Genomic DNA, 20,344 nt, shown 5'->3' on the forward strand with positions numbered 1-20,344 from the left:
GCCACATACAATGGTAAAAAGTCTTTGTAAGGGGGCTGTAAGGCAGTATGGAGATTCTTGTGAGAAAAGGAGACACCTTCTGGTACTATAGCCAGTTGTTTGACATTCCACTTGCGCTGATCATTGACTCAAACCTAAACATGGATATAAATAAATTGAAGCCTGGACAGGCTATCCGAATTCCGGGGTTCACCGCAACCATACGGACCATCCAAAAAGGGGACACGCTTTGGAAGTTAGCTGCCGCTCAAGATATGGATGCAGATGCATTATTGTTGTTGAACCCCCATATAAATCCTAATGAACTGCAAATCGGACAAAAAGTGCGTATTCCGGTAAGAGTTACTGAACTGATTGTGAATGGCAAGCAACCTTATGATTTTCAACAGATGAGAAGGGATATGCATCGGCTGCTAACCATTTATCCGTTTATGAAAAGAAAGGAAGCTGGAAAAAGTGTCCTTGGTTTGCCGCTTTACGATTTGAGGATCGGCAGAGGAGATAGGAAGATACAGATCAACGCCTCTTTTCATGCGAACGAATGGATTACCACTCCTATTTTGATGCAGTTTTTAAACGAATATTTGCTTTCGTTAACGAATCAATTAACCATAAAAGAAGTGAGGGCCCTTCCTGTATATATGGAAACACAGCTATCAGCTGTGCCGATGGTTGATCCAGATGGAGTAAACTTAGTGCTTAATGGTCCACAGCCTGAAGTGGAGGAAAAAGTAGTGGCGATCAATAAAGGAGGCTATGACTTCTCAGGCTGGAAAGCCAACATACGGGGGGTAGACTTAAATAAGCAATTTCCTGCTAATTGGGAATATGAAGCAACACGGAAGCCAAAGGCACCGTCCTCCCGGGATTTTCCGGGAGACCAGCCACTGTCTGAACCAGAGACAAAAGCGATGGCTGCTTTAGTGCGGAAGGAAAGCTTCGAGAGGCTAATTGCTCTCCATACACAAGGAAAAGAATTCTATTGGGGATATGAAGGGTTAGAACCTCCTGAATCTGAAGGGCTCGCCAAACGATTTTCCCGGGTGAGCGGCTACAAAGCTGTCCGTTATGTCGATAGCCATTCAGGCTTTAAAGATTGGTTTATTCAGGAATTTCGCAAGCCAGGGTTCACAATTGAGCTCGGAGAAGGGGAAAATCCTCTTCCGCTTTCGCAATTTGATGAAATTTACGAGGATGTATCTAAATTACTGATTCATTCCTTGCTATAGAACAGAGGCCAGTTTTTCCTTACTTTACAATGGGAAAAGCTGGCCTTTAAATATTTATAATATTGTCGATAAAAACTATAAACCTAACATTGTATGTATTTATTAAAAAATGCATTTATTAGGGAGAATATCATCAATACAAGCAGCAAGAGGCAGGAACAGGTATCATATTAAGTCTATGTTTAACCCGCAATTGGGGATATAAAGCAGCAAATACAATCTACTGCATGTTGTTGTATAATGTAGAATGTATGGTAACTTGTGAAAATGTTAGATAATATTGGAGGAATGTATACATGGCTTTTCAACCGAAATCGTATCAAAAATTCACTGCAACAGCAGCAACAGCTGTGCTAGTGGCAACGGCTGTTACCCCTGCAATGGCAGCAGCCTCTTTCTCAGATGTTTCCGGCCGTTATAAGGAAGCAGTTGATTATTTAGTAGACCATAAAATAACAAATGGGATTAATTCGACACAGTTTGGCACAGCCAAAGAAATCAAGCGTGTAGACGTAGCTTCTATGGTAGCGAAAGCCGTTTTAACTGAAGAGCAAATCAATAATGCTAAGGATTCTGGTTTTACAGATGTTCCTGGCCGCGCCAAATCTTATGTCGATGCGTTAAAAGAACAAAACATTATCAACGGTAAAACAGCTACATCATTCGGCTCAGATGCTTCCATTACACGCGGCGAGGCAGCGCTTATGCTTGCGAAAGCCTATAAAGTCAAAGGAAATACAGCTAATGTCAAATTCTCAGATGTATCTTCCCGTTACACTGAAGCTGTGGCTGCTTTAGTAGATAACAAAATTACTTCTGGAAAGGCAAACAATAAATTTGGTACATCTGATCCGATCACACGCGGAGAACTGGCTATCTTCCTTTATAAATTAGAAACGTTAAATGACGAAAATCCAGCTGCTCCTGAAGTAGTAGAAATAAGTGCATTAAGCAATAAGGAGATCAAAGTTACGGGTTCTGCTCTTGATCAATTAAAATCTGAAAATTTTAATTTAGAAGGGAACAATGTTGTAGCTTATAAAGTAAGTGAGAATAAATCATCAGCTACCATCACATTTGAAAAACCGTTCGAGCTCGATAAAGAATTAAAATTAAACTTTATTGAGAAAGTGGAAGGCGCAGCAGACAAAGTCACTCAATTTCCGTTTACTTACTCATTAAAGGTTACTTCCGTTGCTGTAGCTGATGTTCGTCTGGATGCAGTTAAAGATAAACAGTACCTTTCTTTTACAATTAATAATGGGGCAGGAGCAGCTGATATTGAACAATTAAAGCAAGCGGGATATACAGTAGAATTCCAAGCGACTGCTTCAGTATTAGCTGATGCTTCAACGGGTGAAATTGATGAAGCTAAAATTAAAGAAGGCGATACTTTCAAGTATAAAGTTATCCTTAAAAAAGGAGACACGAAGGTAGAGTCTGAACTGAAAGAAGCAAAAGTCCTTAATTTTGATCAATATGTATCGTCTATTGAAGAAACAGGTGTCAGCCAAGGGGCTGTTACTGTAAAAAGCAGCAAGATATCTGTCCAGGATGGTGCGGCTCAATTGACAGCAGGCAAGGTCACATCTCTAAGTGGGGCTACGATTGCCATACCAAAGCTTACTTACAAGTCTTCTAATCCTACGGTGGCTACAATTGATGGCGATGGCAAAATCACGCCAATCAAGCCCGGTGCAGTTGTGTTTACAATCACGGCTGATGCTGCCAAGGTAGAAGTTCCATTAATGGTTGTAAGTGGAGCGCGTACGGCTGCCACGGCTGCTTCAAGTGTGTCTTCTGTTAAGCTATACAATGAAAATAGTGATACAGTTTCACTTACTGTGTCTGACCAATATGGGGATGAATATGAAGGCAAGTTGAATATATCATCTAAAAATCCAGAAATCGCAGCTGCTGAGAATCCAACAATCAGTGCAAAGGATGGCAAAGCTGAATTCAAGGTGGTATCAAAAGCTTCTGCTAAAGGAGACACAACATTAGAAATCAAAGATGCCAACAATGCGCAAGTTTTAAAAACTGTTGCTGTTTCGATTTCTGATGATAATAAAGTCGCTAGCAGAAAGCTGGAAACAGCTAATTCTACAGACGACTTAAAGCTGGACGTGGCGTTCGGTTCTGGAGACAATCAAGTGAATCTGGTTTGGAACACATATAATCAAGGCGGATTTAAAATTGGTTCTGAAGCTTTAGCTGGTGGAGCTTACTCAGTTTCTTCTTCAGATGAAGATGTGGCAAGTGTTGCGGTAAACGAAGACAAAAAGACAGTCACCGTTACCGGCAAAAAAGCGGGAACTGCTCAAATCATTGTTAAAGAAGGAACGGTAACAAGAGAAACGGTCACAATTACGGTGACGGACTCTACCCCTGTAATTAAGTCGGTAAAATTTGAAGAAGTGAAAGATATCACGAAGGCAGGAGCTTTAACAGAGGTTGTGGTACTAAAACCAGAAAATGTTACGCTAAGCAATGGAGAGTTAATGCCTCAGATAGATACAAATGGAGATATCTTTGTAGATCTCAATAAAAATAAAAAGAAAGACAATGAAGAGGTATTAGGAAAATTAACGGTTAGTTATTCTGGCAAATCCTCTGACTTCTCAGTAGCTCCTGCCATTTCTTCAGGAATGGTGGCAGGTACTATAGCTAACGGTGCGGAAGGTACGTTAGTGGTTTATGTTACACCAAAAGATGAAAAAGTGGCGCTGGCTACTTCATCAATCAATGTGAAAGTCAACTAACTGACAGAGTAGATTGCTAGGTTAAAGGGTGAATAAAAAGCGGACCACGAAATTCTTCGGGTCCGCTTTTTTACGTATAAAGAATTGGCTATTTGCTTTTTCTTTTTTTTCCAGAGGAAGAAGAGGTAGCATTCTCACCATCGCTGCCCAGTAAAAAATAAGAAATAATTCCTGAAAAAATGACAGCACCCGCTGTAATTAACAGTCTTGTTTGAAGGGGAATTTCCGAATAATCTTTGTTAAGCATCCACAAAGAGAGGGATCCAACGAGAATCATGATGGGAATGACAAAAGTAAACTTTTTCAATGCTTCGCTTCCTTTCATTTAAATTTCGGCTGTTTACATATATAGTCTAGCACAGGTTTAACGATGGTTACTTTTTTAACTAAAACAAGCATGAGCGAGGGCAGTTTCTTATGAAAAATTTTTTTCAGATGAGTCATTTATAGCGAACTTTCACAATAAATTAAGATAAGAAAGGAGGAGTAACAATGGCTATTCGGTTAATTAAGATTTCTGTTGTGTACTTCGCGGTAGGCGTTCTATTGGGGTACTACATGTCTATCGTTCATTCCTATGACTTAACGAGTGTGCACGTACATGTAAATCTTCTTGGCTGGACTGCTTTAATGCTTGCAGGTATTGTTTATCATCTTTTCCCCGCTCTCGCTCATAATGGAATGGCAAAAGCCCACGTTTGGCTCCACAACATTGGTTTGCCTATTATGATGCTCTCCTTATTCTTGCTGATTACCACAAAATCTTCTTCCTACACTGCAGGAGTCGCCACAGGTGCTACACTGACCGTGCTAGGTATCCTTCTCTTTGTCATTAATATACTAAAAAACTTAAAAGCAAGCCGGTAAAAATAAATGAGGACAGCTGTTCACTGCTTTATGCAGCAGACGGCTGTCTTTAAATGCGTTAAAAGCTTAAAAGCTCAGCAGGAAACTTTGGCTGTTTCACAGTTGTTCTTCTTTAATTTTCTCTAATAACCGCTTGCAACCTTCACTCAGTAGATCATATGTTTCTTGAAAGTCGCCAGTATAGTACGGATCAGGGACATCTTTTTGATGGTCTGTTAGGTCAAGCAGGCGAATGATATGTGGCTGTCTTGGTTGGCCGAGCATCTTTTTAATATTTTGTATGTTGCTTTCATCCATGCCGATGATATAGTCGAATTTTTCGGCATCCTCTTTTTTGAGTTGTCTGCCGGCAAGTCCCTCTGCTGGAACCTTATATTTTCGTAAGATGTTTAATGTCCCTTCGTGTGGCGGAGAATCGACATGCCATCCGCTAGTGCCTGCAGAATCGACAACAATCTGATCCTTCAAGCCTTCTTTTTTTACTAGATCCCTAAACAATGCTTCTGCCATTGGAGAGCGGCAAATGTTCCTGAGACAAACAAATAATACATTGATCATGTGTACACAGTCCTCTCTTCCCTATTCATAATAAACAATCGTACCAAACCATACATAATCTGTCATTTTTCTATGTTTATTTAGTGTCAGAGTAGAGAGGGATGTTAAAGCAATGTCCCTGTCCGCAAAAGGTTCCCACACTACATGGGGTTATAAAGCAAAGGGTACGGACGAATATATGAGGAATGGGGAAGAAGGCGGTCCTGTGTAAACGGCTAATCCGTACATCCAGCAGGACCCGTCCTGCATAGTTGTAAAACAGCAGAGGACGGGCCCTTATTTTTAGCTCAATAAATTGCTTTCAAAATAATTAAGGCAGTTGGCAGTGCGTTCTCTTTGGCGGTTAAAAACATAGAGTGAACAGGAGAGAGTTAATTGGACCCCATTTTTAAAAGAGGCGACCAGCTGCCCATCTTTCATGGTGCCCATATGAATATGATACGGGAAGATCCATTTGCAGCCATAGTTGTCTGGTGATGTAGTAGGGAAGGCGCAGATGCGTTGTTGAAGGCAAATAACCAGAGGTGTTTTTTTGCGGTAGGGAAAGCGTTGGCGCACCGCTTTAATCCTGCCATCATAGGTAGAGATTCTCTCGATGCAAGCTTCGTTCAATAGGGAACGTACGGTTTGTTTTGTGTAGTAGATGCCATTTTTGTCATAAACGATCGAGTTATAGTCTTGATGATATTCTTCTACGAGCGCCATGGTATTGGTTGTGATTTTGTAATTTTCAATAAATTCCATTTTGTATCAAATCCCCCTTATTCTACTATACTATTTCATTGTACCAGTTATAAACAATTTTTACTAGGATGAAATATCTAAAAAAAGTAAAAATATGTTTTAAATTAACAAAAAAAGCACTTTACTACAGATAAAGTGCTTTTTTCTGCTTTACTTGTCGGACAGCGTGTATCTTTTTAAGCTGGACGCTGAAAAACTAGCAAATTCGTTATTTCTTACATTAGATCTATCTTCTTGAAAAATGTAAAAGCTATTTTGAGAGCCCATAGTAACAATCGTTCCCTTGGCAGTAGAAAAGAGATCAGCCCCATGATCTTCGAGTCGTTTTTTTACATTTTCGTCAGGATAGCCTGTGCGTCCATCTGTTGAAAAAATAGCAATAAGCGGATCGACTGCTTTTATAAATGGCTGTGAAGTGGCTCCTTCCGCCCCATGCTTGGCCGTCTTTAAGATATCTGCCTGGAGAGAAGCATTTGCCATCAACTGGTCTTCCACCGCTTTTCCGGCTTCAGAAGTTAATAAGTAACTAATCTCTCCATGAGTGATCTGGATGACAGAGGAACCGTCATCGATATTTTTGGCATGACGATTAGCGTGGAGAACCTCAACATCTACCTGGCTGTTAGGAGAGAGCTGTTGACCGGTTTGTGTTATTTTCCGGTCGATTTTTTTTCTCTCAGCTGCTTGAACGTACTGCTGATATTCCTCATCTGTTCCTGGTAAACCGGAGTCAAATATTTTTTCGACATTCATTTCATTAATGACATAATCTGCGCCGCCAATGTGATCATCACCGGGATGCGTAGCGACAAAAACATTGATTTTTTTTATATTGAGCGCAGCGAGCTCTTGCTTAATGGCTGCTTCAGAAGGACCGGCATCAATGAGCATCGTCTTTCCATCAGGAAATTCAACCAAAGTCGCGTCTCCTTGTCCTACATTTAAAAAGCTGACGGAAAAGTCCGGTGCTTCTTGGCCGGGAATGAAAAATGGATTGAGCGCACGCGCCATAAATGCAGCGAACTGTTCTCTTTTGAGTACAAGATCAGGTTTGTAGGTATTGTCTTCATAACCGGAGGCGATTCCAGCGGCCGTCATTTTTTTTATATAAGGATAAGCAGCCATTTTAGGATGCACATCAGAAAATTGAATGGTGTCTTCATCTGTTAGTTCAAAAGCTTTTGATAACAAGATAGCCATCTGGCCTCGTGTGACAAATTCATTTGGTCGGAAAGTACCGTCTGGGAAACCAGAAATGATGTCTTCTTCTACAGCAGATGCAATGTAACCGGCTGCTATGTTGGCAGGAGTCACATCTTTAAATTGGGTTTGTCGTTTTTCACCGTTCAAATTCAATGCCTTGCCAATAATAATCGCTGCTGCTGCACGGGTGACTTCTTGGCCGGGTTTAAAATTTCCATCCGGAAAGCCACTGATTATCCCTTGATCTGATAAAAAAAGGATCTCCTTATAGAAACGATTATTTTTTGTTACATCGTTAAATTGAGCGGCTTTAGCAAAAGGAATAAACAGGCTAAAACTTAAAACAAAAGCACAAAATGAAACAAAAACTTTTTTCAATTCAATAATTCTCCTCTCTTTTTTTGCCGAACAATAGTAATAATAGAACATTTTTACAAAAAATAATAGGGAGAGTTAGGAAAAAAGATTTAGGTATTCGCTAATTTTATACAGTTAAGTAACATCCAAAAGTAGTGGAGAAAGGAGAAATGCGCATAAACTACAGTTGTTATTTGCATCCTAGAAATAACGAGTAAGCAGCCAGAGGGGAGGGGGAAGAACCTATGAAAATAAAGACGGCCATGAGTGCAAAAGACAAGCTTTGCTGGACGATCGGTTATATGGTATTTTTGGGTATGATCTTAGCTTGTGGGGATGAATAAACGAATAGGTAGGTGGTCGAGGGCTTTTTATAGGGGAGCAGAACGGGATATGAGCCATCATAGCCCGTCCCGCCTGAGCTACACCAAATATCAAAGTGAATGGCTCCAAACGGATATTGGTCTTTATTTAGATAAACTCTCTCCAAGTTGCAGGGAGCCTATAAGGCAATCAGCCGCTTCCTCGGCGGTTAGTGAGTCGACAAGAAGAGTGGTATGGTTAATGGCATAAGCGCTCTTTCTTTTATAAAAAAGCTCTTCGATTTCCTTCAGATCTTTGCCTTGAAGAACCGGACGGCTATCAATTAAATCATGTAATCTTTCCTTCCATGGTTCCCATGACATATCCAGATAAACAACATGACAATTGGCCAAACAAATTTCTCGCACTTCAGGCTGCATAAAGGCACCGCCGCCGAGGGAGATGACTTTTAAAGACTGCTCGCAAAAGGAACGGATGGTTTGCTTCTCGATTTCGCGGAATCCTTTTTCTCCATGTGCGGCAAAAATTTCATTGATGGACATGTTATATTCTTTTTCGATCTCTTCATCAATGTCGACAAAGGGGCGACCCAGCTTTTTAGCGACAAGGGAGCCAATGGTTGTTTTCCCCACACCCATGAAGCCGATAAATACAATGCTTTTTTCTGTGGACGACGTTTGTATACTATTCAAAATACACACTCTTTCTGCTCATTATTTTGTTCTAGTATAGTACAGGGAAGGGGCAACGTAAATATTTTTTGAAATGTTAAAAAATAAGCCGCCTCTTTCTAAAGGAGAGGGCGGCTTTAATTATTTATTGATCAACCGTCGAGCTTGCATAATTTTTAATGCCGTCGGCAAGCAAGGACATTAAGTTCGTTAAGTAGGCGCTGTCGGATAACTTTCGGTCTTCTTCCGGATTCGTCATGAATCCGATCTCTGGAAGAATGACAGGTACGCGGGACCAGTTAAAGCCTGACATATCGCTTCTGAAGAAAATACCGCCCTGGTGAAGAGGAACCTCTGCGGAAACGCTTTTCAATACAGATTGGCCAGCTTGATAGCTTTTATCAAAAATGGACTTAGTGTACGGACTTTCTTTTGCTGGCACTAAAACAGAAAATCCGTTCACAGCTGCGCTTTCTGCTCCATCTGCATGGATGCGGACAAATAAATTGGCGCCGTTTTTATTGGCAATTTCCGCTCGCTCCTGATTGCTAATGTTTACCTCATGCATGGTGCGGGTCATGATGACTTTTATTCCTCTTTGTTCTAACTGTGATTTGAGCAGGTTAGAGGCTTCAAGAGTAAGAACATATTCTGGTTTTCCTGTAGCCGCCCCCGTTGTACCGCCCGTTACTTTATACTTCGTTTCTTTGGCGCCTGGCCCAATGGGTTCTTGCTCAAGGTTTGCTTTTGCCTGATGGCCAGGGTCGATAACAACAAGGAACGGCTTATCAATCGCTTTAGGTGCGGGTGGATCGTCAATCTTTGTGGCGGCATTCGGTTTTTGTTCCTCTGCCACAGCTTCCGTGTGTTTGTTTTCCTTCGGATGCTCATTAGCTGAGAGAGTTTCTTCTATTGATTGATTTTTCTCGCTCGTTTCGTTGTTCACATTTTTTTCGATTGCCGGGCTGCTGTCTTTCGATTCTTCAGTGAACAGGCTGTTCAAAAGTCCTTGTTCCGAGCGTGAATCTATTTTTAAAAGAAGAAATGATAGAAAACAGGCGATCAAAACGGCAGCGATAGAGAGTTTTTTCATATGCAAAGCTCCTATTCAAATGACTTGATGAAGTCTACATTGTGCTTCTCTACAGAACTTAAGCTGCCGCCATATCCTGGGTTTGGACTGTACCAGGATTGACTGCTAAAGTAATTTTGCAAATCCTTTGAGTTAAAGATATAACCGTGTCGAGCATATATCTCATTTCTTGCGAGTCGAAGTTCGCTTTTGGATAAGCCGGATAAATCATCATAAGTTAAGTAGGCATAATCGCTATGAGGGATAAGATAGTATGAATAGCTGGCCTGTGATGACTTGGGAGCAACTTCCCTAATTACTTCTTTTACTACTGTTTTTTCCTTCACTTCTTCCTTTTCTGTTTCTTCTTCAGAATTGCCTGTGTTTAAGGTGATTTCTTTTTCTGTTTTCGTCCCTGCCAGTTCAAGGACAACTTCATCTTCTGTTGAGCCAGCTGCGGATTTTTTCATTCCTTTTACTTTATAAGAACCTGCTAAAAAAGGACCGAACTCTTGTGCTTCCTTTGCCTTATCCAACACGCCGATCTCATTATCATTTAAATAAACAGTGGTTCCTTCACTAGTGCTATCTGTATGAATAAAGTACCCGGGGGTATCTACGACGTAGCGTTTGAACAAGCCATAATGCTTGCCATCTTCCCGCAAATAAAACAGGTTACTGCCCAGACCTTCGTTATGTAGAGATTCTTCAATATCCTGAACGAGTGAAGGCTCCTTATCAATCAGCATGAATAAAGCGTCTAAGCTTTCACTGCTTACCTTTATCCGAGAGTCAGCTGGAACGATCAGCTGTTTTAAAGCATTTTTGTCTTTTTTTGATAAAGCGGTCTTGAACTGTTCAATGACTGCTTCTTCACTATACTTTTTATTGAGCATTTGGTAGCCGGTAAATAGAATGATTAATAAAATGGCAACTGAGGCCAGCAAAAGGGGGATTTTCTTTTTCGACGAGTTTCCTCTTTTGCTATTTGCTTCCTCACGGCCGGTAGTGCGTGAAGATTGGGTATCTAGAGAAGTTCCACATTTGGAACAGAATACTCCGTCTGCTTCATTTATATGCCCGCAAGCACCACACTTTCTCATTTTCTTCCCCTCCGATTGTCATGATAGATTTATACTACTAAATTATAGAAAAACTTACAATTGCCTCTTGTAAACTGAATGATTTTCCTGTGGCATGTTAGGGAAATAAAGGGGGGAATGGTTGCTGTAAAGGACAAAAAGCGACGTAAAAGAGCAACGGGCGATTCTCTGCCTCCTTATCTTAAAATACGATAGAGAAAGGATGTTTAAAACGTGAAAGTTATCATATGAAATAGATAGTATGGAAGAGAAAAAGATGATAGAATACAAAGGCGGCAATTAAATTTGGGCTCAAATTTTGCGAAAGATTATTTCGTTTTTGTGATATAATGGAAAAGGTGCTTTTTGTACATAGGCCGGGCCGTTAAGGCTTTATTGTCTGGTTTGAATGGCAACAACATAAGAAATTAGCAACGATTGACAGATTATTTTAATCGTTTATATAAAAGGAAATTGAAAGGGAAGAGGAACAGATCAACATGCTGAATCAGAAGACATTTTTGCTGCTGCTTATATTTTTAGTGTTGCAGCCGGTTATTGACGTAATGACTACGGCATCTCTCATGATTTTAAATGTGAATCTTACGGTTGGTGTCATCGTTCGCGTACTTTATATGGCGGTAATTTTGTTAATATTACTGAAATTGGCTTTTTCAAGCCGGCTTGCAAAAAAGTACATTTTTTATTTAATTGGACTAGCCGTTGTCATCGGGATCAATATTGCAGTTAACATGAACTTAAAGGATCCATACTTTTTATTTAAAGAATTAAAATTCTACAATAAGGTCATTTACTTTCCAATCTTATTTTTAGGCTTTAATATGTTGTATTTACAGCTGAAAAAGCAACGTGTGCCATTGATAGAGAAAACAACAGCATACTTCTTATATTCTTCCATTATTATCAGTGCCGTGTTCATTGTATCCTTTCTGACTGGTACGAGCTTATCCAACTACTCCCATACAAAAATCGGTTTTACTGGATGGTTTTTTGCCGGAAATGAAATTGGTGCCATCATGGCCATTATTTTACCAGTGACCGCAGTTTATGCGATCGAGAAAACGAAATCTTTTAAAACGAGTTATTACTGGATTCCCTTTATCTTACTGTCCATTTCTATGCTGTTTCTCGGTACGAAAGTAGGCTATGGGGGAATCGTCATTGTTCTAATCGCTGCGTGTATCTCTCTTTTGATTATTTACTTAACGAAGGAACGGACGAAAAAAACGAGGGCAAATATGCTAGTTTCTCTTCTTCTTCTTGCTGCACTAGCGGTTTCTACTCCGTTTACACCTGTTTTTAATAATATGTATGCTCACCTTGGCATTCTGAACATTGATATAAACAAAGAGGAACCGAAGAAGGAAGTGACAGAAGAGCCTGAAGAGGAGCCAGAAGATACACAGCAAGAGCCAACGATTACTGAGGAACAGCTCCAAAACCTTGTATTCAGCAGTCGGGAGAAATACTTAGCCGATTTTAAGCAGGATTTTGCAGAAGCGCCCGTCCTGCAGAAAATGTTTGGTATGGGCTTTGCCGGAAACTATGAAATGCCGGAACCAGGGAAAGAGCCTAAGATGATAGAGATGGATTTTTACGATCTCTTCTTCTCACTCGGCATTATCGGCTTTTTATATCTTATTGCCCCCCTATTATATTATGCTGTTCGCTTTATCATTTACTTCGTTTCCCAAATACGAGAAACGTTCACCATCCCTTATGTTATGTATGGCGTCGGTTTTATTTTAGCGCTAGGCATTGCCACAACAGCGGGACATGTGCTGACAGCACCAGCGGTCTCTATTTATGTTGCTGCACTGATGTCCATGCTGATGGTGCACAGCGGAACGATTGATGACCAGCCAAGATAATAGATGAACGGAACTAATAAAAGAGCAGAGAGAATTTCTCTGCTCTTTTTATATTCTTTCATACTTAGTGGTGGAGCTTACGGTAAACATCGGAGCTAAAAGAACAAAATACTTAAATGTATGTGGGAGCTATACGTGGACTCTTCCTGTATGCTTCTAAGTAAATTCAATCACATAGCCGTTAGTTCAGTTAATTTCCGGGATATACTAATTTAAATAAGAGATTTGACTAGAGAAGAGTTGTTGTTAAGAAAGTGCAAGCGGGGGAGATGAATCCATGCGTTTTATAAGGTTCGTAAAGCGGCTAGGCATTCGCTTTTTTACTGAACAGTTTTTTGACCATGCAGCTCAGACAGCTTATTATTTATTGCTGTCCATCGTGCCTTTTCTAATTTTCATGCTTTCATTAGTGAGCTTTCTTCCTATCAAGGAAAACGACATACTCAGTGTTATACGCCCTTATGCGCCGGCTAACACATATGCTCTCATTCATGAAAATGTGGAAGCGATTTTGCAAAAAGGAAAAGGTCAATTAATCTCTTTGAGCTTCTTTTCTACATTTTGGCTGTCTTCCATGGCTATTCAATCGCTAGTTCGCTCATTAAATGAAGCGTATCGAATCAAACGCCCTCTTCGTTTTTTAAAAGGGGTGATACGAGATCTAGGAGTTACGCTTATTTTTATGTTTCTTGTTCCGCTCTCCCTGCTTATTCCCTTGGCTGAGCATTTGCTTCATTTGTTGATATCAGCAGAGGTGATCGGTACGATTGAAACCGCGAGCCCTTTTCTTAAAACCTGGACAGCGATCAAATGGGGGCTCGGAACATTATTTTTATTTGGCTTTTTTATTTTGTTTTACAAAATTTTGCCGAGCGGCAAGCAAAAGTTGAAATCTGTGATTCCGGGCGCTGTCTTTGCCGCGATCAGCTGGCAGGCTATGTCTGTTATCTTCGGTGAATATGCCGGTGCAGTCAACTACACGCGTATTTATGGGCAGCTTGCTGGAGTGATCATCCTTACACTGTGGTTTTATCTTACTGCCATTGTCCTTCTAATAGGCGGGCTTATCAATGCCGAACGAGAACGGGGAGTGGCTCCTATCCCTCCGGACTGACAGGCTGTTAAAAAAGAAAAAGCAGGATCCTGAATGGATCCTGCTTTTTGATTACTGATAGTATTTCCAAGAATGCTCATAGCCGAGAGAGATGTCTTTCAAGTTGACTTTGTTTTTTATCTCGCTTGTTGAGAAATAGAAGGTAACGGCTTTTTTCTGGTTAGCGCCGATAGTTACATTCTTGAACTCTCTAGCTGTGCTTGTTTTGGCAACGAGCGTTCTGCCTGCATAAAGTTCATATTTTCCTTTAATGTTAAACGCTGACTGACGAGTATTGTTATACATGATCAGATTCATTTTCAAACGGCCGTCTGATAAATATTGTACGCTTTGAACGTCTACTTGAACGCCGGTACGGAAACGCGGTTCAAGAGCACGAGCGACAAAGACGGAAAACTCTGTACGGTTAAGCGTCTTATTTGGCATGAAATAGCCATTGCTGCCGCCAGCAATTCCAGCACTGCCAAGAGTAGCAATATATTTGTAGAATGGATCACTGCTTTTCACATCTTTAAAGGAAACTAGGTAAGAATAGTCAAACCCAAAGCCTTCTGTGATGATTTTAGCCATATGGGAGCGTTTTAACTTGCCGCTCGGGTTAAAATATTTCGCCTTGCTGAAAACACCATATTTTGTTAAAACAGCAATTTCATCATAGGCAGGATGAGTAACAGGAATATCTCTAAATCCCGGATTTGGAGCAGATTCTTTATCCATGCCAAGTGCTTTTGCTAAAATGATTGCCGCATGTTCGCGTTTAATCGGATCATTCACACCAAATTTCCCATTTTTATAGCCGGAAATAATCCCATTTTGAACAAGGTAGTCAATAGAATCCTTAGCCCAGAAATTTTTCGGCACATCGCTAAATGATGCTGCTTTCGTTGCGTTTGCCGCTGTCGCATGGCTATCCATCGAAGTCTTGCCTTCTGAACTTCCTTCCAGGCTTGCGGACGATGCCGCACTTACAGACGGCACTAAAAGAGTTAGTGACAATAAGGAAGCCACTAAAAGTTTTGTTACTTTTCTCACTTGATACACCCCATTTACGTATAATCTGTCTAGTCACATACATATTTTAGCAAAACAGTAAATATTTTAATATCTTATTTTGCAAAATGAGCAGATAACACTAGGTTAATAGGTTGCAGACAAATATATGAATAAGATAACAAGGAAAAAAGATGTTTTTTTTTGATTTATGATCCTTCAAACGCAAATATAGAGTCTAAATACCTGGTTAAATCATCATAATTTATAGTAGAGTAATCATCTAATTAAAGTTTTATCCTTAATAGGTTGCTTTTTTTCAGAAAACTACTAATCTTTTAATATAGGTTTCTTTCCATAAAAGGAGGAGTAGAATTTGGGAAAAAGACATGCATCATCTCAAAAGTTCCTAGCTTTAACAGCAACAGCTGCTATCGTGGTGCCGGCAGTAAGCCCTATTGGGGTTTCAGCCGAAAATAGTTCCTTTAAGGATGTGCCTGCTAGATATGCGGAAGCAGTATCCTATTTAACGGACAAGGGAATTACAGAGGGATTAACTGCTAGTCAGTTTGGCACCGATGTTTCAATTTCTCGTGTGGATGCAGCGATTCAGCTGGCTCTAGCTTTAGGTATCGATCCAAAGGGTACATATAAAAATGCTGGATTTACAGATGTGCCAAAACGAGGTCAGTGGGCAGTCAATGCACTCGCTGAGAAGGGGATTGTAGCTGGGAAAAAAGCTGGTACATTTGGTGCAGCTGCTCCTATTACCCGTAATGAGACAGCCCGTCTGCTCGCTTTAGCTTACAACCTTAACATTGATGAGAGCGTCACAAAAACCTCATTCACTGATGTAAACAGCAAATGGGCTAAGTATGTGGATGTCCTTATTAAGAGCGGAGTAACAAAAGGAAAAACGAGCAGCCGCTTCGGGGCAGATGATCATTTAAAGCGCGGAGAGTGGGCACTATTCCTCCATCGCTTGTCTGAAAAGCCTGCTAAAGAATTTGATTTAACAGTTATGCATGGCAATGATACACATGCACACATCGAAAATATAGCTAGAAAAGTAACCGCTATTAAGGAAGTGCGGAATGCTAAGCCGAATGCTTTGTTGTTAGACGCTGGCGATGTGTTCTCCGGCACCCTTTATTTTAACGAGTATTTAGGTCAGGCTGACTTAGAATTTATGAATTTAGTCGACTACGATGCCATGACATTCGGCAACCATGAGTTTGATTTAGGCACAAAGCCGCTCGCTAACTTTATTGCTAAGGCGAAGTTTCCCTTTGTAAGTGCAAACGTCAACTTTACGAGTGATGAAAATGTTAAAGGATTTGTTAAAGGCGGGATATCCGCTCTTCCGGATAATGGAAAAGTGTACGATGGTATTATCAAAGAGGTGGATGGGGAAAAGATCGGTATTTTTGGCTTAACAACAGCAGAAACGGTCGATATTTCTAGCCCTGGTGCAGGGGTTGCATTTGAAGATTATTTAGAAAGATCGAAAGAGACCGTTGCTGCATTTGAAAAGCAAGGAGTCAATAAAATTATCGCTTTAACGCATATTGGCTTTAAAGATGGGGGCGGCGATAATGATGTGACGCTGGCGAAAGAAGTGGAAGGCATTGACGTTATTGTTGGCGGCCATTCTCATGATCTGCTTGAAGAGCCTGTGTTGGAATCAACAGGAAAAGAGCCGACGGTTATTGTCCAAGCAAATGAATACAATAAATATTTAGGCACATTGGATGTCAAGTTTGATGAAAATGGGAAAGTCATTGGGCATGCTGGCAAATTGATTGAAATTGATGCAAAGCAGGAAGATGGCACCTACGTACTCAAAGATGATGCGGAAGCAGCAGGAATTCTAGCCAAATATAAACCGGCAATTGATGAAAAGAAAAAGACAGTCGTTGGTAAAACAACGGTTGCTTTAAACGGTGAACGTGCCGATGCTCGGACGAAAGAAACCAATCTGGGCAATCTAGTTACAGATAGCATGCTCGAAAAAGCAAGAACGATTAATAAAGATACCGTTATTGCTGTGCAAAACGGCGGTGGCATCCGTGCTTCTATTGATGAAGGCGACATCACGCTTGATGAAGTACTGACAGTTATGCCGTTTGGCAATTCGCTTGCCATCATGAATTTGACGGGAGCAGAAATTCGTGCCGCTCTTGAACACAGCGTTAAAGAAGCGCCAGCACAGTTCGGTGGCTTTTTGCAAATGTCTGGATTAAAATTTACTTATGACAGCAGCAAACCAGTCGGTGAACGGGTGCAAACAGCAGAAGTGAAAACAGCTGAAGGCTATGTGCCGCTTGCTGACAATGAATCATACGTCGTGGCGACAAACACGTTTACAGCTAAAGGTGGAGACGGCTACGAAATGTTTGGCAAAGCATATGAAGAAGGCCGTGTCAGCGAACCGGGCTTTGTCGATTGGGAAATGTTCAGAGATTATCTCCAAGCACATCCAAATATCGCACCGGGATTAGAAAATCGAATAACAGATAGTAACCAATAAAACAAAAGCGCCGGGGACATTCCTCGGCGCTTTCAAGTAACAAAATATTCTTGGTAAAAATTGTGTGATAGCAGACGGATGGCGTTCGGTTTAATCAGATCAAGCCGTGGGGAATATTTTGTTTTCCAGCAGTATATAGGCACATTTATTTTGCCATTGACTTAATTTGATTCATCAGTTTACTTCGGGATTTTTCATTTCTGAGAAGGTAGGCCGCGCCAAGAGCGAGAGCAGTCATGGCTGCTTTATTGCCTCTAGATTTATTTTTTTTCATATTAGTGTGCACTCTCCTTTTATGACAGTTTTGCAGCAATACTAGCGTACATGTAATAGATATTCCCTAAATTAAATGAAATAAACAAGCGGGACATGGGAGAGGACTGTTAATTGCTTGAGCAAATATCAGATTATTTCTTCTTTTTTAATGCAGACAGTGGTATAATCTTTCAAATAAAACTTTTTCCATCATGAAAATCTAACAGCGATTAAGGAGTGAAGTGGGAATGAAGGTATGTAAATTTGGGGGGACTTCCGTAGCGAGTGCAGCACAGATCAAGAAGGTTGCTGCCATTATTAAAGAAGACGCTGCGCGAAAAATTGTAGTTGTTTCCGCCCCAGGTAAACGTTTTGATGACGATATTAAAGTAACCGACCTGCTGATCAGCCTGGCGGAAGCTTCCCTTTCTGAAAAGGATGCGGAGCAAGAATTACAGGCGGTCGTAGAACGGTATGCAGATATAGCAGCCGAGCTCGGTCTGGATAACGAAATTGTTGAAGTAATTGAGCAAGACTTGCGTGACCGTGTAAAACAAAGCAAAGAAAACCGGGATTTATTCGTTGATCAATTGAAGGCGAGCGGAGAAGATAATAATGCCAAGTTAATTGCTGCTTATTTCTCAAGCATCGGCCTGGAAGCTGAATATGTTAACCCGAAGGAAGCGGGCTTAATTGTCAGCGATGAACCTGGACGAGCCCGTGCTTTGCCTGAGGCATATGAGAATTTGCGTAATTTGCGCGATCGCAAAGGGATTGTTGTTTTTCCAGGATTTTTTGGCTACTCGAAGAATGGAATCATGATGACGTTTGCCCGCGGAGGCTCTGATATTACCGGTTCCATTTTAGCAGCAGCTATCCGCGCGGAGCTTTATGAAAACTTTACAGATGTAGATTCAGTTTTTGCTGCTAATCCAAAGATTGTTGACCATCCGGTCGAGATTAAACGGATGACTTACAGGGAAATGCGAGAGCTATCTTATGCTGGATTCTCTGTTTTTCATGATGAAGCGTTAATGCCAGCATTCCAGCATTCTGTTCCAGTCTGTATAAAAAATACAAACAATCCTTCTGCGGAAGGAACGATGATTGTAGCTGAGCGTGAATATTCAAACAGTCCAGTTATTGGAATCGCTGCAGATGGTGGATTTTCTACCATTTATGTCAGCAAGTATTTAATGAACCGCGAACTTGGTTTTGGCCGACGCCTGCTTCAAATCTTGGAGGAAGAAGAAATTTCCTATGAGCATACTCCCTCAGGAATTGACGATCTGTCAGTTATTGTTCGCAGCCACCAACTCACTCCAGCAAAAGAAGAACGAATCATCAAAAAGTGCCGCGAAGAATTAAACGTGGATGATGTTCATATTGAACATAATTTTGCTATGGTTGTTCTTGTTGGTGAAGGGATGAACAATACGAAAGGCTTAACAGCAAGAGCGACAACTGCTATTTCGCAAGCTGGAGCAAATATTGAAATGATTAACCAAGGTTCATCTGAAGTCAGCCTTGTTTTTGGCATTAAGGAAGAAGAGACGAATAACGTCTTAAAAGCCTTGTACAAAGAGTTTTTTAGCACAACAGCTGTTCTCGGCGTCTAACAAAAAAACCCGTCCTTTTGGGCGGTTTTTTGTTTGAAAATATTTCATTTTAACCCATAGGCTATTCTTCTGGGATGGTACAGCGTTTATTGGCAGAGACAACAGCCGCCGCCTGGGCAACAGCCGCTACTATATTGGCATGATCTTGTGTGTTAATCATATAATTAGCTTTTACTAACGGTTGTCGTTTGTCGTCGACGATATACCTTGAAGGCACCTTATTTAGAGAAAGCGCTAAGATATCTTCCTGGCACTTTTGGCATTTACAGGAAAGATGCAAATGATCGAGTTGATCCGAGAGGATTCCTCTTATAATATCCTCCATTACGTTATGCAGGGCCATACGTACTCCTCCAATCTTTCCTAATTATACCACTTTGTCTCAAAAAGATTAACTGCAATTTACTGACAAACCATTTTACTAAGTGAAAGGGAAAGCAAACATTGGAAAAGAAATAAAAAACTCGAAAAGTACTTTTGTACTTTCCGAGTTTGCCGTTCAACTACCTAATTTTTAGTTTTAGCCGGAGATTTTCCCCAGAATGCTGTTATGATTCATACGCACACGATGCGCATTTTGATAGGATTTACGTAGCTGTTGCGTTTCCAATCTTTCTTTGATCTTTGGCAGCATGATCGCTACTACTAATCCATAAGTCAATAATTTTTTTGCGTTCATCTTTCTTCATCTCCGTTCTTAAAAGTTCGTCTAATCCTATTTACCCAACGACCATCAAATAGAAACGTTCATCTTCTTTTGCTGTATGTAACAAAGGGGCAAAATGCTTTAAAAAAGCGGGTAGAAGCCAGTGAAACTACATTCCTTTCTATTATAACATAAACAGGAAGAAATTAAACGAAAACGAAAACAGCAGCACAGCTCTGAAAAGTTAGCGGCGTTATGTTTGATCAGTTGCCTGTTTATCAGGCTTTTCACTAGCTTGTGTCCGCCTGTGCCTTCGCTTCACCGTTTATTGTCATAAAAATTAGATAGACGCCAGGGGATAAAAAAACTATAATATTCCCGTTAGCAAAGGAATACATTAGCACTTTATGAATGAAATGGGAGGAAGCA

The 20,344-nt window shown here is 40.7% G+C and carries 18 protein-coding genes; 7 read left to right on the top strand and 11 right to left on the bottom strand.

Translation table 11 applies throughout. The features are described 5' to 3' along the window. Positions 1-47 precede the first annotated feature (47 nt). A complete protein-coding gene (locus tag MKZ02_RS04645) occupies positions 48-1,229 on the top strand; it encodes a M14 family metallopeptidase (RefSeq protein WP_120035074.1) in 1,182 nt (393 codons plus the stop codon). Positions 1,230-1,525: 296 nt separating this feature from the next. Continuing rightward, positions 1,526-3,991 (top strand): S-layer homology domain-containing protein, encoded by a 2,466-nt coding sequence (locus tag MKZ02_RS04650; protein ID WP_340852127.1) that lies wholly within the window; start codon positions 1,526-1,528, stop codon positions 3,989-3,991. A gap of 88 nt (positions 3,992-4,079) precedes the next feature. Here the strand turns inward: MKZ02_RS04650 and MKZ02_RS04655 are convergent, their stop codons facing one another. Further along, the gene (locus MKZ02_RS04655; protein WP_259455622.1) at positions 4,080-4,298 is read right to left on the bottom strand and encodes a hypothetical protein; all 219 of its coding nucleotides are present in this window, start codon (positions 4,296-4,298) and stop codon (positions 4,080-4,082) included. A gap of 185 nt (positions 4,299-4,483) precedes the next feature. Between MKZ02_RS04655 and MKZ02_RS04660 the strand changes: the two genes are divergently transcribed. Further along, entirely contained in the window at positions 4,484-4,858 is a 375-nt protein-coding gene (locus tag MKZ02_RS04660) for a cytochrome-c oxidase (RefSeq protein WP_340852128.1), read from the top strand. A gap of 96 nt (positions 4,859-4,954) precedes the next feature. On the opposite strand, the gene MKZ02_RS04665 is transcribed toward MKZ02_RS04660, so the two are convergent. The 6 genes from MKZ02_RS04665 to MKZ02_RS04690 form a co-directional block, all read right to left on the bottom strand. Continuing rightward, positions 4,955-5,416 carry a low molecular weight protein-tyrosine-phosphatase gene (locus MKZ02_RS04665; protein WP_340852130.1) on the bottom strand — a complete coding sequence of 154 codons (462 nt, stop codon included), beginning with the start codon at positions 5,414-5,416 and terminating at the stop codon, positions 4,955-4,957. A 282-nt stretch (positions 5,417-5,698) separates the two neighbouring features. After that, entirely contained in the window at positions 5,699-6,160 is a 462-nt protein-coding gene (locus MKZ02_RS04670) for a competence protein ComK (protein WP_120035064.1), read from the bottom strand. A gap of 150 nt (positions 6,161-6,310) precedes the next feature. After that, positions 6,311-7,741: an S-layer homology domain-containing protein gene (locus MKZ02_RS04675; protein ID WP_340852132.1), complete on the bottom strand. Its 1,431-nt coding sequence runs from the start codon at positions 7,739-7,741 to the stop codon at positions 6,311-6,313. 446 nt (positions 7,742-8,187) lie between these two features. Continuing rightward, entirely contained in the window at positions 8,188-8,736 is a 549-nt protein-coding gene (locus MKZ02_RS04680; RefSeq protein WP_259455621.1) for a shikimate kinase, read from the bottom strand. Between the two features lie 124 nt (positions 8,737-8,860). Beyond that, positions 8,861-9,808 carry an N-acetylmuramoyl-L-alanine amidase family protein gene (locus MKZ02_RS04685; protein WP_340852133.1) on the bottom strand — a complete coding sequence of 316 codons (948 nt, stop codon included), beginning with the start codon at positions 9,806-9,808 and terminating at the stop codon, positions 8,861-8,863. Between the two features lie 11 nt (positions 9,809-9,819). Further along, positions 9,820-10,890, bottom strand: a complete 1,071-nt coding sequence (locus tag MKZ02_RS04690; protein WP_340852135.1) for a YARHG domain-containing protein — start codon at positions 10,888-10,890, stop codon at positions 9,820-9,822. A 479-nt stretch (positions 10,891-11,369) separates the two neighbouring features. Here MKZ02_RS04690 and MKZ02_RS04695 point away from each other — a divergent pair, with 479 nt between their 5' ends. Both MKZ02_RS04695 and MKZ02_RS04700 read left to right on the top strand, forming a co-directional pair. Beyond that, positions 11,370-12,761: an O-antigen ligase family protein gene (locus MKZ02_RS04695; RefSeq protein WP_120035054.1), complete on the top strand. Its 1,392-nt coding sequence runs from the start codon at positions 11,370-11,372 to the stop codon at positions 12,759-12,761. Positions 12,762-13,038: 277 nt separating this feature from the next. Continuing rightward, on the top strand, positions 13,039-13,875 hold the full coding sequence (locus MKZ02_RS04700) for a YihY/virulence factor BrkB family protein (protein ID WP_340852139.1): 837 nt from the start codon (positions 13,039-13,041) through the stop codon (positions 13,873-13,875). 51 nt (positions 13,876-13,926) lie between these two features. Here the strand turns inward: MKZ02_RS04700 and MKZ02_RS04705 are convergent, their stop codons facing one another. Beyond that, entirely contained in the window at positions 13,927-14,907 is a 981-nt protein-coding gene (locus MKZ02_RS04705; protein ID WP_340852140.1) for an S-layer homology domain-containing protein, read from the bottom strand. Positions 14,908-15,241: 334 nt separating this feature from the next. Here MKZ02_RS04705 and MKZ02_RS04710 point away from each other — a divergent pair, with 334 nt between their 5' ends. Further along, a complete protein-coding gene (locus MKZ02_RS04710; protein ID WP_340852141.1) occupies positions 15,242-17,395 on the top strand; it encodes a 5'-nucleotidase C-terminal domain-containing protein in 2,154 nt (717 codons plus the stop codon). A gap of 145 nt (positions 17,396-17,540) precedes the next feature. On the opposite strand, the gene MKZ02_RS04715 is transcribed toward MKZ02_RS04710, so the two are convergent. Further along, positions 17,541-17,669: a hypothetical protein gene (locus tag MKZ02_RS04715; protein ID WP_259455832.1), complete on the bottom strand. Its 129-nt coding sequence runs from the start codon at positions 17,667-17,669 to the stop codon at positions 17,541-17,543. A gap of 229 nt (positions 17,670-17,898) precedes the next feature. On the opposite strand from MKZ02_RS04715, the gene MKZ02_RS04720 reads away from it, so the two are divergent. Next, positions 17,899-19,269: an aspartate kinase gene (locus MKZ02_RS04720; protein ID WP_120035046.1), complete on the top strand. Its 1,371-nt coding sequence runs from the start codon at positions 17,899-17,901 to the stop codon at positions 19,267-19,269. A gap of 61 nt (positions 19,270-19,330) precedes the next feature. On the opposite strand, the gene MKZ02_RS04725 is transcribed toward MKZ02_RS04720, so the two are convergent. Both MKZ02_RS04725 and MKZ02_RS04730 read right to left on the bottom strand, forming a co-directional pair. Next, positions 19,331-19,612, bottom strand: coding sequence for a late competence development ComFB family protein (locus MKZ02_RS04725; protein WP_120035044.1), 282 nt, complete (start codon positions 19,610-19,612; stop codon positions 19,331-19,333). Between the two features lie 177 nt (positions 19,613-19,789). After that, entirely contained in the window at positions 19,790-19,948 is a 159-nt protein-coding gene (locus tag MKZ02_RS04730) for a hypothetical protein (RefSeq protein WP_182917028.1), read from the bottom strand. Positions 19,949-20,344: the final 396 nt, after the last annotated feature.

Origin of the sequence: Pseudobacillus sp. FSL P4-0506 (assembly GCF_038003025.1) — a bacterium.
GTDB lineage: Bacteria > Bacillota > Bacilli > Bacillales > Domibacillaceae > Pseudobacillus.

What these genes read in the sequence shown, in the direction of transcription:
- MKZ02_RS04715 (WP_259455832.1), bottom strand. Translation starts at nt 17,669, where the DNA reads ATGAAAAAAAATAAATCTAGAGGCAATAAAGCAGCCATGACTGCTCTC.
- MKZ02_RS04690 (WP_340852135.1), bottom strand. Translation starts at nt 10,890, where the DNA reads ATGAGAAAGTGTGGTGCTTGCGGGCATATAAATGAAGCAGACGGAGTA.
- MKZ02_RS04645 (WP_120035074.1), top strand. Translation starts at nt 48, where the DNA reads ATGGAGATTCTTGTGAGAAAAGGAGACACCTTCTGGTACTATAGCCAG.
- MKZ02_RS04725 (WP_120035044.1), bottom strand. Translation starts at nt 19,612, where the DNA reads ATGGCCCTGCATAACGTAATGGAGGATATTATAAGAGGAATCCTCTCG.
- MKZ02_RS04670 (WP_120035064.1), bottom strand. Translation starts at nt 6,160, where the DNA reads ATGGAATTTATTGAAAATTACAAAATCACAACCAATACCATGGCGCTC.
- MKZ02_RS04695 (WP_120035054.1), top strand. Translation starts at nt 11,370, where the DNA reads ATGCTGAATCAGAAGACATTTTTGCTGCTGCTTATATTTTTAGTGTTG.
- MKZ02_RS04700 (WP_340852139.1), top strand. Translation starts at nt 13,039, where the DNA reads ATGCGTTTTATAAGGTTCGTAAAGCGGCTAGGCATTCGCTTTTTTACT.
- MKZ02_RS04660 (WP_340852128.1), top strand. Translation starts at nt 4,484, where the DNA reads ATGGCTATTCGGTTAATTAAGATTTCTGTTGTGTACTTCGCGGTAGGC.
- MKZ02_RS04665 (WP_340852130.1), bottom strand. Translation starts at nt 5,416, where the DNA reads ATGATCAATGTATTATTTGTTTGTCTCAGGAACATTTGCCGCTCTCCA.
- MKZ02_RS04650 (WP_340852127.1), top strand. Translation starts at nt 1,526, where the DNA reads ATGGCTTTTCAACCGAAATCGTATCAAAAATTCACTGCAACAGCAGCA.
- MKZ02_RS04685 (WP_340852133.1), bottom strand. Translation starts at nt 9,808, where the DNA reads ATGAAAAAACTCTCTATCGCTGCCGTTTTGATCGCCTGTTTTCTATCA.
- MKZ02_RS04720 (WP_120035046.1), top strand. Translation starts at nt 17,899, where the DNA reads ATGAAGGTATGTAAATTTGGGGGGACTTCCGTAGCGAGTGCAGCACAG.
- MKZ02_RS04730 (WP_182917028.1), bottom strand. Translation starts at nt 19,948, where the DNA reads ATGAACGCAAAAAAATTATTGACTTATGGATTAGTAGTAGCGATCATG.